Annotated in this window: 9 protein-coding genes; all 9 read left to right on the top strand. The window is 73.0% G+C overall.

All coding sequences use genetic code 11. The features are described 5' to 3' along the window. Nucleotides 1–94: 94 nt before the first annotated feature. Entirely contained in the window at nt 95–1,330 is a 1,236-nt protein-coding gene (coaBC, locus tag QOZ99_RS16455) for a bifunctional phosphopantothenoylcysteine decarboxylase/phosphopantothenate--cysteine ligase CoaBC (protein ID WP_306891085.1), read from the top strand. Next, on the top strand, nt 1,327–1,815 hold the full coding sequence (gene dut / locus QOZ99_RS16450; RefSeq protein ID WP_306891084.1) for a dUTP diphosphatase: 489 nt from the start codon (nt 1,327–1,329) through the stop codon (nt 1,813–1,815). The genes coaBC and dut overlap by 4 nt, the downstream gene beginning before the upstream one ends. Before the next feature lie 9 nt (nt 1,816–1,824). Beyond that, nucleotides 1,825–2,268 carry an RrF2 family transcriptional regulator gene (locus QOZ99_RS16445; protein ID WP_306891083.1) on the top strand — a complete coding sequence of 148 codons (444 nt, stop codon included), beginning with the start codon at nt 1,825–1,827 and terminating at the stop codon, nt 2,266–2,268. Between the two features lie 120 nt (nt 2,269–2,388). Further along, complete coding sequence (cysK, locus tag QOZ99_RS16440) at nt 2,389–3,384, top strand: cysteine synthase A (RefSeq protein WP_306891082.1); 996 nt, start codon at nt 2,389–2,391, stop codon at nt 3,382–3,384. A gap of 210 nt (nt 3,385–3,594) precedes the next feature. After that, nucleotides 3,595–6,162, top strand: a complete 2,568-nt coding sequence (locus QOZ99_RS16435; protein ID WP_370876873.1) for an ATP-binding protein — start codon at nt 3,595–3,597, stop codon at nt 6,160–6,162. Between the two features lie 3 nt (nt 6,163–6,165). Further along, nucleotides 6,166–7,806: a tRNA (adenosine(37)-N6)-threonylcarbamoyltransferase complex ATPase subunit type 1 TsaE gene (gene tsaE, locus QOZ99_RS16430; RefSeq protein ID WP_306891080.1), complete on the top strand. Its 1,641-nt coding sequence runs from the start codon at nt 6,166–6,168 to the stop codon at nt 7,804–7,806. Between the two features lie 56 nt (nt 7,807–7,862). Next, complete coding sequence (locus tag QOZ99_RS16425) at nt 7,863–8,582, top strand: nucleotidyltransferase family protein (protein WP_306891079.1); 720 nt, start codon at nt 7,863–7,865, stop codon at nt 8,580–8,582. A gap of 40 nt (nt 8,583–8,622) precedes the next feature. After that, nucleotides 8,623–11,697 carry a double-strand break repair protein AddB gene (gene addB / locus QOZ99_RS16420; RefSeq protein ID WP_306891078.1) on the top strand — a complete coding sequence of 1,025 codons (3,075 nt, stop codon included), beginning with the start codon at nt 8,623–8,625 and terminating at the stop codon, nt 11,695–11,697. Continuing rightward, nucleotides 11,694–15,143 (top strand): double-strand break repair helicase AddA, encoded by a 3,450-nt coding sequence (addA, locus tag QOZ99_RS16415; protein WP_306891077.1) that lies wholly within the window; start codon nt 11,694–11,696, stop codon nt 15,141–15,143. The genes addB and addA overlap by 4 nt, the downstream gene beginning before the upstream one ends.

Raw genomic sequence — 15,143 nt, 5'->3', positions numbered from 1 at the left:
CGGGCCGTATCCGGACACCGGTGGCGGGCGCACGACAGCGCGGGGATTTGGCTGTATGAACCGCAGACCTCATCGAGAGGCGTCAGGGGCGTGCATGCTGGCCGGCAAGACGGTTCTTCTCATCATCGGCGGCGGCATCGCCGCCTATAAGAGCCTCGATCTCATCCGCCGGCTGAAGGAGCGCGGGGCCGTGGTGCGCGTCGTCATGACGGCGGCGGCGCAGCATTTCGTCACCCCGCTCGCCGCCGGGGCGCTGGCCCATGGCCGCGTCTTCACCGACCTGTTCGACCGCGATGCCGAGCAGGATGTCGGCCATATCCGGCTGGCCCGGGAGGCGGATCTCATCCTCATAGCCCCCGCCACCGCCGACCTGATGGCGAAGATGGCGCACGGCCTCGCCGACGACCTCGCCAGCGCCGTGCTGCTGGCCACCGACCGGCCGGTGCTGGTGGCGCCGGCGATGAACCCTTTCATGTGGGCGCATGCCGCGACCCGGCGCAATGTTGCCCGGCTGAAGGAGGACGGCATCGCCTTCATCGGCCCGAATGTCGGCGAGATGGCCGAGCGCGGCGAGGCCGGGCCGGGCCGCATGGCCGAGCCCACCGAGATCGCCGAGGCCGCCGCGCGGCTTCTGGCGCCGCCGGTCCCCGGCCCGCTCGCCGGCCGCCATGTGCTCGTCACGTCAGGGCCGACGCACGAGCCGATCGATCCCGTGCGCTACATCGCCAACCGCTCCTCCGGCAAGCAGGGCCACGCCATTGCCGCCGCCGCCGCGCGTGCGGGTGCGCGGGTCACGCTGGTCTGCGGCCCGGTGAACCTGCCCGATCCCTCCGGCGTCACGGTGCGCCCGGTGGAGACCGCCCGGCAGATGCTGGCGGCGGTCGAGGCCGCGCTGCCGGCCGATGCCGCCATCTTCGCCGCCGCCGTGGCCGACTGGCGCGCGGCGCGCGAAGCGGGCGAGAAGATGAAGAAGGATGGCGGGGCGATCCCCGCGCTCACCCTCACCGAGAACCCGGACATCCTCGCCACCATCGCCCACCACCCCGCGCAGCGCCCGCGCCTCGTGGTCGGCTTCGCGGCGGAGACGGAGAACGTCGTCGGCTATGCGCAGGCCAAGCGGGCGCGCAAGGGCTGCGACTGGATCGTCGCCAACGACGTCTCCCCGCGCAGCGGCATTGCCGGCGGGGTGATGGGCGGCGACCAGAACCAGGTGCACCTCATCACCGAAGCCGGCGTCGAGGACTGGCCGACCGCGTCCAAGTCGGACGTCGCCGAGCGCCTCGTCGCCCGCATCGCCGCCGCGCTCGGCCCGCTGGAGGGAGCGCCATGACCGAGACCCCCGCTTTCATGGATGTGCCTGTCCTCGTGCTGCCGCATGCCGAGGGCCTGCCTTTGCCCACCTATGCAACCGCCGGTGCCGCCGGGCTCGATCTGCTCGCCGCGCTGCCCGAGGGCGAGGCGCTGACGCTGGCGCCGCTCGCCCGCGCCGCCGTGCCGACCGGCCTGTGCCTCGCCCTGCCGGACGGCTATGAGGGACAGGTGCGCCCGCGCTCCGGCCTCGCGCTCAAGCAGGGCCTCACCGTGCTCAACGCGCCGGGCACGGTCGACGCCGATTACCGCGGCGAGGTGAAGGTGCTGCTCATCAATCTCGGCACCGAGCCCGTGGTACTGGAGCGCGGGCAGCGAATCGCCCAGCTCGTGGTGGCGCCGGTGACGCGCATTCAGCTGTGCCGGTCCGGTGATTTGAGCGAAACAACACGCGGTAGCGGTGGATTCGGCTCGACAGGGCTCGACGCCCGCACAATATCACGGTAGCGAAGGATCATGCCGCGTCTGTCCGATAAGAGCCTGCTCGCCATTGCCGCCGTCGTCGACGTCGCGCTCAACGCGCGCGGCACGCCGGTCGCTGCCAAGGCGCTGGCGGCGCGCCATGAGCTGCCGCCCCGCCATCTCGAACCCGTGCTGCAGGCGCTGGTGCATGCCGGCGTGCTGAAGGGCGTGCGCGGCCCGCGCGGCGGCTATGAGCTGGCGCGCGAGCGCCGGCGCATCACCGTGGCGGAAATCGTGCGGGTGGTCGAGGCGGAGAGCGAGGAGACGCTCGATTCGTCCCCGCCCATCGTGCGCGACATCGTGCAGCCCGCCGTCGCCGAGGCCGAGCGCTCCTTCGAGGCGGCGCTGGAGGCGGTCACCGTGGAATATCTGTGCCGCGTGGCGGCCCAGAACACCCTGCGCAAGGGAATGGCCGAGGGCATTGATTTCACCATTTAAGTTTGTTGAATATAAATTTCCTCGACATTATTTCGTGAATAAGCTAGCGCTGTCGGCGATTTCGCCGCATCAATGACGGGGGCGCGTCAGCCGCGCACCCCGCATCCGCCGGAGGCACCCATGGCCGAAGCCGCTCCCACCTCGCCCGCCCTCACATCCGTCTCCGCCGCCAAGCCGGGCCGGGGCCGCGTCTATGGCTCGATCACCGAGACCATCGGCGACACGCCGCTGGTGCAGCTCAACCGGCTGCCGGCCGAGCGTGGCGTGAAGGCGCGCATTCTCGCCAAGCTCGAATTCTTCAACCCGATCGGCTCCGTCAAGGATCGCATCGGCGTCTCGATGATCCAGTCGCTGGAAGAGGCCGGCGTGCTGCGGCCCGGCACCGTGCTGATCGAGCCGACTTCCGGCAATACCGGCATCGCGCTGGCTTTCGTCGCCGCCGCGCACGGCTACCGGCTCATCCTCGTCATGCCGGAATCGATGTCGGTGGAGCGCCGCAAGATGCTGGCCCTGCTCGGCGCCGAACTGGTGCTGACCCCGGCGGCGCAGGGCATGCGCGGCGCGGTCGCCAAGGCCGAGGAACTGGCGCGCGAGCTGCCGGACGCCATCATCCCGCAGCAGTTCCGCAACCCGGCCAACCCGGCCATCCACCGCCGCACCACGGCGGAGGAGATCTGGAACGACACTCAGGGCGAGGTCGACATCGTCATTTCAGGCGTCGGCACCGGCGGCACCATCACCGGCATCGGCCAGGCGCTGAAGCCGCGCAAACCGGGCCTGCGCATGGTGGCCGTGGAGCCGGAGGACAGCCCGGTGCTCTCGGGCGGCCAGCCCGGCCCGCACAAGATCCAGGGCATCGGCGCCGGCTTCGTGCCGGAAGTGCTGGACCGCTCGGTGATCGACGAGGTGATCACCGTGGGCAACCAGACCGCGTTCGAGACCGCCCGCGCCATCGCCCGGCTGGAGGGTATCCCGGTCGGCATTTCCTCCGGCGCCGCCATCGCCGCCGCGCTGGAAGTGGGCGCGCGCCCGGAGAACGAGGGCAAGACGGTCGTCGTCATCATCCCCTCCTTCGCGGAACGCTATTTGTCCACCGCGCTGTTCGAGGGGCTCTGAGCCCGCCCACCCGGCGGGATGCCGCGCCACGCAAGGCGGGAACGCTCCCGTTCGGGCGGGAAAGGCCCATGTCGGCGGGCCGTGCGCCCGCCCGGACGGGGTCCGCGGCATCGCCGCCCTTCTAGTGCCCCTCCCGCTTGGGTAAAGTCTCGGTGATTCGGACGCGTTGAGCCGAAAGGAACGGGTGTCGGCAAGGGGAGACGGGCGCGAATGGCGCAACCGGCCGGCGCAAGCGCTGCCAGGGACAAGACGGAACGTGGCGCAGCGGCGCGAGCCGAGGCGCGGGACGTACGCCCCCGGCACGGGCGACGCTTCCTCGGACCGGGCTTGATCGCATTGTTCGCGGGCGCGCTCATGGCCGCCTCGCCGCTGCCCGTCCGGGCTGCCGAGGCGGATCCCGTCGCCGACCTGCTGGGCACTTTCGCCGCCCAGGAGCCGGGCATGCTGATCGGCTTCGCCCTGGTTCTGGGCCTGATCGCCTTCGCCACCACCACGGCGGTTGTACATGTCGGTTTCCGCCGCCGCGCGATGGAGCGCGAGTCCTTCGCCTATGGCGAGATTTCGCGGCTCGAGGCGCGGATCGAGGAATCGCGCGCGCTGCTGATGGCCGAGCCGCAGATCGTCGTGGTCTGGCGCGATCCCGCCGCCGCCCCTGAAATCATCGGCAACACCCCCGCCTTCACCGGCGTGGTCTCGCCCACCCGCATCCTCGCCTTCGGCACCTGGCTCAGCCCCGGCTCGGCGCGCGAGATCGACGCCGGCGTCGACCGGCTGCGCGCCACCGGCATGCCGCTGGCACTGACCCTCGTCGCGCAGGATGGCCGCCATGTCGAGGCGGATGGCCGGCCGGTCGGCTCGGCGGTGATCCTGCGCCTGCGCGACATTACCGGCGTGCGGCTCGACCATGCACGCCTGCACGACGCCTATCGCGCGCTCGATGCCCAGACATCCGCCCTGCACACGCTGCTCGACGCGCTGCCTGCCCCGGTCTGGGTGGCCGGCGAGGAGGGCCAGCTGCGCTGGAGCAATTCGGCCTATCTCCACGCGGTCGAAGCGCGCGACGCGCAGGAGGCCGCGACGCGCGACCTGCGCCTGCTCGACCAGTCCGGCCGCACGCTGGCGGCGCGGGCCCATGCCGAGGGCCGCGCCTTCGCCCAGCGCCTGCCGGTCGTGGTGGCGGGCACGCGCCGCGTGCTCGACGTGCTGGAGGTCGACGCGGGTGGCGGGCTCGCCGGCATCGCGCTCGACGCCACCGAGGCGGAGAGCGTGCGCAGCGAACTGGCCCATGTGGTGCGCGCGCATCGGCGCACGCTGGACCAGCTGGCCACGGCCGTCGCCATTTTCGGCGCCGACCAGCGGCTTGTCTTCCATAACGCCGCCTATGTGAACCTGTTCGAGCTCGACCCCTCCTTCCTGGACGACCGGCCGACCGACACGGCGGTGCTCGACCGGCTGCGCGCCACCCGCCGCCTGCCCGAGCAGGCCGATTTCCGCCTGTGGCGCGAGGACCTGCATTCGGCCTATCGCGCCATGGAGCCGAAGGAACATTGGTGGCACCTGCCCGGCGGGCGCACGCTGCGCGTCGTCAGCGCGCCCAACCCCGAAGGCGGCGTCACCTATCTGTTCGACGAAGTAACCGAGCGGCTGGCGCTGGAAAGCCGCTACATCGCGCTCACCCGCATCCAGAGCGAGACGCTCGACGCGCTGGCCGAGGCGGTCGCCGTGTTCGGCAGCGACGGACGGCTCGGCCTGTCGAATTCCGCCTTTGCGCAGCTGTGGCGGCTCGATCCGGCGCTGCTGAAGGGCCACCCGCATATCGACGCGGTGGCCGAGGCCTGCCGGCCGCTCGCCGCCGACACGGCGGTGTGGTCGCGCCTGCGCGCCGCGCTTACCGGCATCGAGGCGCGCATGCCGACCGAGTTCCGGCTGGAGCGCACCGACGGCATCATCCTGGACGGCTCGACCCAGCCGCTGCCGGATGGCGGCACGCTCGTCACGCTGCGCGACGTCACCGACAGCGTGCGCGTCGAGCGCGCGCTGGTCGAGCGCAACCAGGCGCTGGTGGCCGCCGACCATCTCAAGAGCACCTTCGTCAGCCACGTTTCCTACGAACTGCGCTCGCCGCTGACCACCATCATCGGCTTCGCCCAGCTGCTCGACGATGCCGCGCTCGGCCCGCTCAACACCCGCCAGCGCGCCTATGTCGGCCACATCACCGAGAGCAGCGCGGCGCTGCTCGCCATCATCAACGACATTCTCGACCTGGCCACCATCGACGCCGGCTCGATGACGCTGGAACTGGGCGAAGTCGATGTGCGCACCGCCATGGAGGCCGCAGCCGAAGGCGTGCGGGACCGCCTCGCGGAAGGCGGCATCCGGCTCGCCATCGAGCCCGGCAGCGCGGCGGGCACGTTCCGGGCGGATTCGCGGCGCGTGCGGCAGGTATTGTACAATCTGCTGTCCAACGCCGTCGGTTTCGCGCCGGAGGGTTCCACCGTGACACTTTCCGCCGAACGGCGGGAGCGCGACGTGGTGTTCCGCGTGCGCGACACCGGCCCCGGCATCGCGCCCGAGATCGGCGCGCGGGTGTTCGACCGGTTCGAGAGCCACACCACCGGCTCGCGTCATCGCGGTGTCGGGCTCGGCCTCTCCATCGTTCGCTCGCTGATGGCGCTGCATGGGGGTAAGGTGAGCATTGTCTCCCCGCCCAGCGGGGGAACGCTCGTCACCTGCGTTTTCCCGCTGGAAGCGGGCGCCGGCCGAGCAGCCGCGGAGTAGCCGATGGTCGACGCACCGCGCAGCACAGCCGCCGTCCCGATGCCGCAGGTGACGCGGTGGGACGTCGTGCTCCCCGACGAGCTGGCCGCCGGCCGGCTGGCCATGGACCTTGCCGCCATGCTGCAGCCCGGCGATCTGGTCGCGCTCACCGGCGATCTCGGCGCCGGCAAGTCGACCCTGGCCCGCGCCATCATCCGCGAACTGGCGCAGGACCCGGACCTCGATGTGCCGAGCCCGACCTTCACCCTGCTGCAAAGCTACGAACTGCCCCGCCACAGCGTGGTCCATGCCGACCTGTATCGCCTGGGCGATTCCTCCGAGCTGGAGGAACTCGGCTGGTACGACCTGACCGACAGCGCGGTGACACTGGTGGAATGGCCGGAGCGGGCCGGCGAGGTGCTGCAACAGCCCAACCGGCTGGAAGTGGGCGTCACCATTCCGCCCGAGGCGCCGGAAACCCGCCGGCACGTGCGCCTCACCGGCCATGGCCGGCTTGCGGGCGCGCTGCTGCGCATGCGCACGATCCGCGCGCTCATCGATTCCGCCGGCTTCGGCCCGGCGCACCGGCGCCACCTGCAGGGCGATGCTTCCTCCCGCACCTATGAGCGGTTGGTCGGCACGCAGCGCAACGCCGTGCTGATGAACGCGCCACGCCGGCCGGACGGGCCGCCGGTGCGCGACGGCCGGCCCTACAGCGCCATCGCCCATCTCGCCGAGGACGTGAAGCCGTTCGTGGCGCTGGCGCGCGGCCTCAAGGCCCGTGGCCTCTCGGCACCGCTCATCTATGCCGCCGACCTCGCTTCCGGCCTGCTGATCATGGAGGACCTGGGCGACGAGGGCGTGCTCGCGGGAGCGCCGCCGGCGCCGGCGCCGGTGATGGAGCGTTACGAGGTCGCGATCGACGTGCTGGCCGCGCTGCACCGGCTCGATCTGCCGGACCGGCTCGCCGTCTCGCCCGAGATCGACTACCAGCTGCCGCGCTACGACATCGCCGCGCTGCTGATCGAGGTCGAGCTGCTGATCGACTGGTACCTGCCGCATCGGGAGGCGCCTGCCCTGTCGCCCGAGGGCCGGGCCGCGTTCCGGCAGCTCTGGGCGGACGCGCTGGCGCCATCGCTGATGCAGAAGCCGGTCTGGGTGCTGCGCGACTATCACTCGCCGAACCTGATGTGGCTACCGGGCCGCGAGGGGCTGGCGCGGATCGGTCTGCTGGATTTCCAGGACGCGGTGATGGGCCCCGCGGCCTATGATGTCGCCTCGCTGACGCAGGACGCCCGGGTCGACGTGCCGGAGGAGATGGAACTGGCGCTGCTCGGGCGCTATATCCGCGCCAGCCGGCAGGCCAACCCGGCCTTCGACATGCGCGCCTTCGCCGCCTCCTACGCGGTGATGGGCGCGCAGCGCGCGACCAAGATCCTCGGCACCTTCGCCCGGCTGAACCACCGCGACGGCAAGCCGGGCTACCTGCGCCATATTCCGCGCGTCTGGACCTATCTGCAGCGCTGCCTCGCCTTCACCGACCTCGCTCCGCTGAAAGCGTGGTTCGAGGCGCATGTGCCCTCGCCCGACCGGCCCCTCGCCACGCCCCTCGCCGCGCCGGCGCCCGCCCCGCTCGACGCGCCGAACGACCCTCGCGAGGCGTGATGCGCGCGCCGTGACAGCTCCATCATGACCTCCTCAATCGCGACGGCCCCCGCATCATGACGACGATCCGAACCGCGATGGTGCTCGCTGCCGGCCTCGGCCAGCGCATGCGCCCCCTCACCGACCACATGCCCAAGCCCATGGTGGAGGTGGCCGGCCGGCCGCTGATCGACCATGTGCTGGACCGCCTGGAAGCCGCCGGGGTCGAGACCGCCGTGGTCAACCTGCACTGGCAGGCGGAGGTGCTGGAGCGCCATCTCGCCGGCCGCGCGCGGCCGCGCATCGTGCTCTCGGACGAGCGCGACCAATTGCTGGAAACCGGCGGCGGCATCCGCAAGGCGCTGCCGCTGCTGGGGCCCGGGCCGTTCTTCACCATCAATGCCGACACGCTCTGGATCGAGGGCATCCGGCCGAACCTCGCCGCGCTCGCCGCCGGCTTCGATCCGGCGCGGATGGACCTGCGCCTGCTGCTCGCGCCCACGGCCGGCTCGGTGGGTTATGAGGGGCGCGGCGACTTCCTGATGGATGGCGATGGCCGGCTGGAGGCGCGCCCGGGGGCGCAGGTGGCACCCTTCGTCTTCGCCGGCGCGGCGGTGATGACGGCGGAGGTCTTCCGCGACACGCCGGACGGCGCCTTTTCGCTGAACCGGCTGTTCTTCCGCGCCGCCGAGGCCGGGCGGCTCAATGGCATGCGGATGGAAGGGGTGTGGATGCATGTCGGCACGCCCGAGGCGATCGGCGAGGCCGAGGACGCCATCCGCCGCTCCAAGGACTGAAGCCGGTACCGCGCGCCCGCCCGCCGTGTAACATGCTGCCATGACCGCTCGCCCGCCGCGCCTGTTCACGATCCCCGCCTCCGCGCCCTTCCTGCCCGTGCTCGCCGACGCGCTGCTGGACGGAGGGCTGATCGAGGGCTTCACGCCGCGCGGGGACCCCTTCGCGCTCGCCACGACCACCATCTTCCTGCCGACGCGGCGCGCCGGCCGCCTGCTGGCCGAGGCGTTGCGCGCGCGCGTCGAGGTCGCGGGTATGCCGGCCGGGGTGGCGCTGCTGCCGCGCATCGTGCCGCTCGGCGATGTCGACGAGGACGCACTCGCCTTCGCCGAGAGCTTTGCCGACCCCCCGCGCGCGGTGAAGCCGACCACGCGGCGGCTCGCCCTTGCCAGCCTGGTCAAGGCCTGGCGCTCGCGGCTGCGGGACGGCGACGGGCGGGTCGCTGTCGCCGCCGGGCCGGGCGCCGAAATCGGCCTCGCCGACGCGCTCGCCCACCTCATCGACGAGATGGCGGCGCAGGAAGTGCCGTGGGAGCGGCTCGACGCGCTGGTGCCGGGCGAGCACGACGCCTATTGGGACATGGCGCTCGACTTCCTGAAGATCGCCCGCGATTTCTGGCCCGCGCACCTCGCCGAGCATGGCGAGGTCGATGCCAGCATCCGCCGCGACCGGCTGATCGCGGCCGAGGCCGAGCGGCTGCTGAAGGACGGCGCGACCGGCCCTGTCATCGCGGCCGGCTCGACCGGCTCCCTGCCGGCCACCGCGCGGCTGCTCGCCGCGGTGGCCCATCTGCCGCGCGGCTGCGTGGTGCTGCCCGGCCTCGACACCGATCTCGACGAGGCCTCCTGGCAGGCGCTGACCGACGAGGCCGCCCCCGCCCCCAGCCATCCGCAATACGGCCTCGCGCTGCTGCTCTCCCGCCACCTGCGGGCCGCGCGCGCGCAGGTGGCGGTTCTCGCCCCGCCGGCGGTGCACGGGCGCGAGCGGCTGCTCTCGGAAGCGCTGCGCCCGGTGGCCACCACCGAGGCCTGGGCCAGCCTGGAGGAGCGCCTCGGCGCGCCCGCCATCGATGCGGCGCTGGCCGGCGTGGCTCTCATCGAGGCCGAGGATTCGCGCGAGGAGGCGCTCGCCATCGCGGTAGCGCTGCGCGAGGTGCTGGAAGACCCGACGCGCACCGCCGCCCTCATCACCCCCGACCGCGACCTCGCCCGGCGCGTGGCCGCCGAGCTGCTGCGCTTCGATATCGCCATCGACGATTCGGCCGGCGAACCCTTGTCCGAAAGCGCGCCGGGCCGTTTCGCCCGGCTGGTGGCCGATGCCTGCGTGGACGAATTGGCGCCGCTGCCGCTCGCCGCGCTGCTGCGCCACGCGCTGGCCCGCTTCGGGTTGGAGCGGGCGGAACTCGCCCCTGCCGTCGAGGCGCTGGAAATGATGGTGCTGCGCGGTCCGCGCCCGGCGCCGGGCGCGCCGGGGCTGGTCGCGGCGGTGGCGGCCTTCTCGCCCGCGCAGCACCACCCCAGCGACCCGCGCGCACGGATCGGCGACGCGCCGCGCGCGCGCGCGGCGGATCTCGCCGCCCGCGTCGCCGGCGCTCTCGGCCCGCTGCTGACGCTCGGCACGGGCGTGCATGCCTTCGCCGCGCTGGTCGACGCCCATCGCCGGGCCATCGCGGGCGCCTGGAGTGAGCGCGATGACGGCGTGCCGCAGGACGGCGCGCCGCAGGACGAGACCGCGCTCGCGGTCCTCGCGCAGGCCTTCGACGATCTGGCGGAAGCGGCACGCGACGCGCCCGCCATGACGCTGGGCGATTATGCCAGCGCGCTGGTGCTGCTGCTGGGCGACCGGCCGGTGCGCCCGCCGCTGGTGCCCGGCGCGCGGCTGCGCATCCTCGGCCCGCTGGAAGCGCGGCTCGTCAGCGTCGACCGCGTGGTGCTGGCGGGCCTCGTCGAGCAGGGCTGGCCGGCGGCGGTGCGCACCGACCCCTGGCTCAGCCGGCCGATGCGCGCCGCGCTCGGGCTGGAGGCGCCGGAGCGGCGCATCGGCCTGTCCGCCCATGATTTCGCGCAGGGCGGCGGCGCGCCCGAGCTGGTCCTGTCGCATGCGCGCAAGCTGGGCGGCGCGCCGACCGTGCCGTCGCGCTTCCTGCAAAGGCTGGCGGCGGTGAGCGGCAAGACGCGCTGGGAGGCGGCGCTGGCGCGCGGCGACCGTCTGCGCCGTCTCGCCGCGCGGATCGACGCCGAGCCGAAGGCCCCCCGCCTGCCCCGGCCCGAGCCCGCCCCGCCGCTCGACCTGCGGCCGAAACGGCTGTCCGTCACCGAAATCGAGACCTGGCTGCGCGACCCCTACACGATCTATGCCCGCCATGTGTTGAAGCTCGCCCCGCTCGACGCACTGGACGAGGCGCCGGGCGCCGGGGAGCGCGGCAGCGCCATTCATGCGGCGCTCGGCACCTTCGCCCTCGCCTTCCCCGAAGGCCTGCCGGCGGACCCCGAGGCGGCCCTCCTCGCCCATGGCCGCCGTGCCTTCGCCCCGCTGGAAGCCTTCCCGGCCGCGCACGCGCTGTGGTGGGCGCGGTTCGAGCGGCTGGTGCCACGCGTCATCGCCTGGGAGCAGGCGCGCCGCCCCGGCACACGGCGCATCTTCGCGGAAGTCTATGGCCGGCTTGAACTGCCGGGCGGACGCTTCACGCTCACCGGCCGTGCCGACCGTATCGAGCAGCGGCGCGACGGCGGGCTCGCCATTGTCGACTTCAAGACCGGCGCGGTGCCCACCGCCAGGCAGACCAAGGTTCACTATTCGCCGCAACTGCCGCTGGAAGCCGCCATGGCCGCGTCCGGCAGTTTTCGCGAGGTGCCGGCGGAAGAGGCGGCCGCGCTCATCTATGTGAAGCTCGCCACCGCCGGCCTGAAGGAGACCAGCGCCGTGGACGAGAACGACACCGCGGCCGGCAGCGCCATGGCGACGCTGGAACGGCTGGGCCAGCTCGTCGCCGCCTTCGAGAACCCGTCGCGCGGCTATGCCTCGCTGGCGCGGCCGATGTTCCGCGGGCGCTTCGGCGATTTTGACCATCTCGCCCGGGTGAAGGAATGGGCGACCAGCGGCGAGGGCGAGGAATGAGCGACCCCACCCTCCCCGCCGCGCTCGCCGCCGCCACCGCGCTGCAGAGCCGCGCGTCCGATCCCGATCTCTCCGCCTGGGTCTCGGCCAATGCCGGCTCGGGCAAGACCCATGTTCTGGCGCGCCGCGTCATCCGCCTGTTGATGCGCGGCGTGCCGCCGGGGCGCATCCTGTGCCTCACCTATACCAAGGCGGCGGCGGCCAACATGGCCAACCGCGTGCTCGACACGCTGCGCGGCTGGGCGACGCTCGACGACGCCGCGCTGGATGTGCGGATCGTCGAGACCGATGGCGGCCGCCCGGGCCCCGAGCGGCGGGCCCGCGCGCGCCGCCTGTTCGCACAGGCGCTGGAGACGCCGGGCGGGCTGAAGATCCAGACCATCCATGCCTTTTGCGGCGCGCTGCTGCACGCCTTCCCGTTCGAGGCGGGGGTACCGGCCGGCTTCGGCGAGCTGGAGGAGGCGGCGCGGCTGGAACTGCTGGCGCGCCTGCGCGCCGACGTGGTGCTGGAAGGCGCCAGCCACCCGGACAGCCCGCTCGGGCAGGCGCTGGCGCTCATCATCGGCGAGACCTCCGATGACGGCATCGACCAGCTGATCGCCCAGCTGGTGGCCGATGCGGCGGCGCTGGAGGCGAGCGACGCCGAGCTTGCCGCTGCCGTCGGGCTGGAGGCACCGCTCGCCGCCACCGAGGTGGAGCGCCGCATCGTCGAGGAGGCGCTGATTCCCCGCGGGGCGTGGGTCGGCCTCGGCGCCGCGCTCATCGCCGCCGGCGGCAATGCGGCCAAGCGCGGCCATGCGCTCGCCGCCGCCGCCCGGGCCCCGGCCGAGGCGGTGGCCGACGCCTATGCCGACGTGTTTCTGAAGGAAAACGGCGACCCCTATGGCGACGGCCAGTTCGGCGCCGCCGCGGTGCGCGCCAAGTTCGCGGAACTGCTCACGGAGCGCGACCGCATCGCCCCGCTCGCCCGCCGTCTCGTCGCCGCCCGCGCCTATGAGCGCAGCCGCGCCGTGCTCACGCTGGGCCGCGAGGCGGCGCGGCGCTACGAGCGCGCCAAGGCGGTGCGCGGCGTGCTCGACTTCACCGACCTGATCGATGCCGCCCGCCGCCTGCTCGCCTCCGGCGCCTCGGCCTGGGTGCACTACAAGCTCGATCAGGGCATCGACCACGTGCTGCTCGACGAGGCGCAGGACACCAGCCCGGAGCAGTGGGAGGTGATCCGCCCGCTGGTCGCCGAGTTCTTTTCCGGCGAGGGCGCGCGCCCCGCGCCGCAGGGCATCGCCCGCTCGCTTTTCGTGGTGGGCGACGAGAAGCAGTCGATCTTCTCCTTCCAGGGCGCCGATCCGCGCCGCTTCGACACGGTGCGGCGGGAATTCGAGGCGGCGGCCGGCGCGCGCTTCGCCCATATCCGGCTGCGCCATTCCTTCCGCTCGGCGCCAGGCATTCTCGGCGCGGTGGATACCGTGTTCGCGGATGAGAGCGCCTATTCCGGCCTCTCCGCGCTGGCCGAGCCGCCAGTGCACGAGGCGATCCACGGCGCCCTGCCGGCGCGGGTGGAGCTGTGGGAGCCGGAAGTGCCGAGCGAAAGGGTCGATGTCGACGCCTGGCAGCGCCCGGTGGACGCGCCCTCGACCGACGACCCCAAGGCACGGCTCGCGCGCAACATTGCCGGGCACATCGCCGCCCGCATCGCCCAGCGCTTCCCCGTCACCGGCCGGCACGGCACCCGGCCGGCGCGCCCCGGCGACTTTCTCATTCTGGTGCGCCGGCGCGATTCGCTGTTCGAGGCGGTCATCCGCGAATTGAAACAGGCGGGCGTGGCGGTGGCCGGCGCCGATCGGCTGGTGGTGGCCGAGCATATCGCCGTCATGGACCTGATGGCGCTGGGCGACGCCGTACTGGCACGCGACGACGAACTGGCGCTGGCCTGCGCGCTCAAGAGCCCGCTCTTCGGCTTCGACGACGACGACCTGATGAAGCTCGCGCCGCGCCGCGAGGGGCTGCTGGAGGACGCGCTGATCGCCCGCGCCGGGGAAAGCCCCAAATGGGCCGAAGCGGCCGGGCGGCTGGCACGGCTGCGCGGCGAGGCGCAACGGCTGCGGCCGTTCGATTTCTATGCCCGCGTGCTCGGGCGCGAGCGCGGCCGTGCCGCCATGCTGGCGCGGCTCGGCCCGGAAGCGGCGGACGCGCTCGACGAGATGCTGGCGCTGGCGCGCGCGTACGAGAACATCGAGGTGCCCTCGCTGTCCGGCTTCCTCGCCTTCCTGCGACGCGGCGGCGCCGAGGCCAAGCGCGACATGGAAGCCGGGCGCGACGAGGTGCGGGTGATGACCGTGCACGGCGCCAAGGGGCTGGAAGCGCCCTATGTCATCCTCGCCGACACGATTTCAGGCCCGATGACCCGCCGCAGCGCCGGCCTGCTCAAGGTGGAGAGCCGGCAGCCGGACCGGCCCGGCGCCCACCTACTGCTGCACGCGCCCTCCAAGAAGACCGATACGCCCGCCATGGCGCAGGCCCGCGCCCGTGGCGACACCGCGCAGCAGGACGAATATCGCCGCCTGCTCTATGTCGCCCTCACCCGCGCCGAGACCGCGCTGGTGCTGTGCGGCGCGGAAGGCGCGCGCAAGCGCCCGGCCGATTGCTGGTACGATCTCGTCCACGGCGCGCTGGCGCCCGACGCGATCGACGTGCCGGCGACCGGCTTTGCCGGCACGGTGAAGCTCTGGCGCATTGGCGGGCCAACCGCCGTGCCGGACGAGGAGACGTCCTGCGATGCGGCGCCCGCGCCGGACGCGCCCAGCCCCGAGACGGAAATCGCCCTCGCCCGCGCGCTGCGCCGGCCGCTCGCGACCACGGCCCCGCGCCGCGCGCTGCGCCCGTCAACCGAGGGCCTGCAGGATCCCCTGCCGGAGGGCGCGGCGGCGCTCGCCCGGCGGCGTGGCGAACTGCTCCATCGACTGATGGCCGGCCTCGCAGCCCTCGCCCCCGAAAGCCGCGCCGAGCCCGGCCGCCGGCTGCTGGCGGGCGCCTTCGACGGACCGGCGAGCGAGCGCGAGGATCTGCTCGCGGAAGCACTGGCCGCGCTGGCCCTGCCGGAACTCGCGCCCCTCTTCGGGCCCGGCAGCCTCGCCGAGGTGCCGATCCTCGGCGCGCTGGAGGACGGCACGGCGGTGAACGGGCGGATCGACCGGCTGGTGGTGGAGCCGGCGCGCATCACGCTGGCCGACTTCAAGACCGACCGGCACGTGCCATCGAGCAGGGCAGACCTGCCCGCCGCGCATATCCGGCAGGTGGCGCTCTACGCGCGGCTGGTCGGCAGGCTGTACCCGGACCGGGAGATACACGCCCTGCTTGTCTATACCGCCGGCCCGCGCGTCCATCGGCTGGACGCCGGCGAGCTGGCGCGCGCGCTGGAACGGCCGGTGGACGGCGTCACGTCAGTGTGA

The sequence above is a fragment of the Ancylobacter amanitiformis genome (assembly GCF_030814815.1).
Classification (GTDB): Bacteria; Pseudomonadota; Alphaproteobacteria; order Rhizobiales; family Xanthobacteraceae; genus Ancylobacter; species Ancylobacter amanitiformis.
Note: the sequence above shows the minus strand (reverse complement) of the source record. Positions and strands in the feature narration are given on the sequence as shown.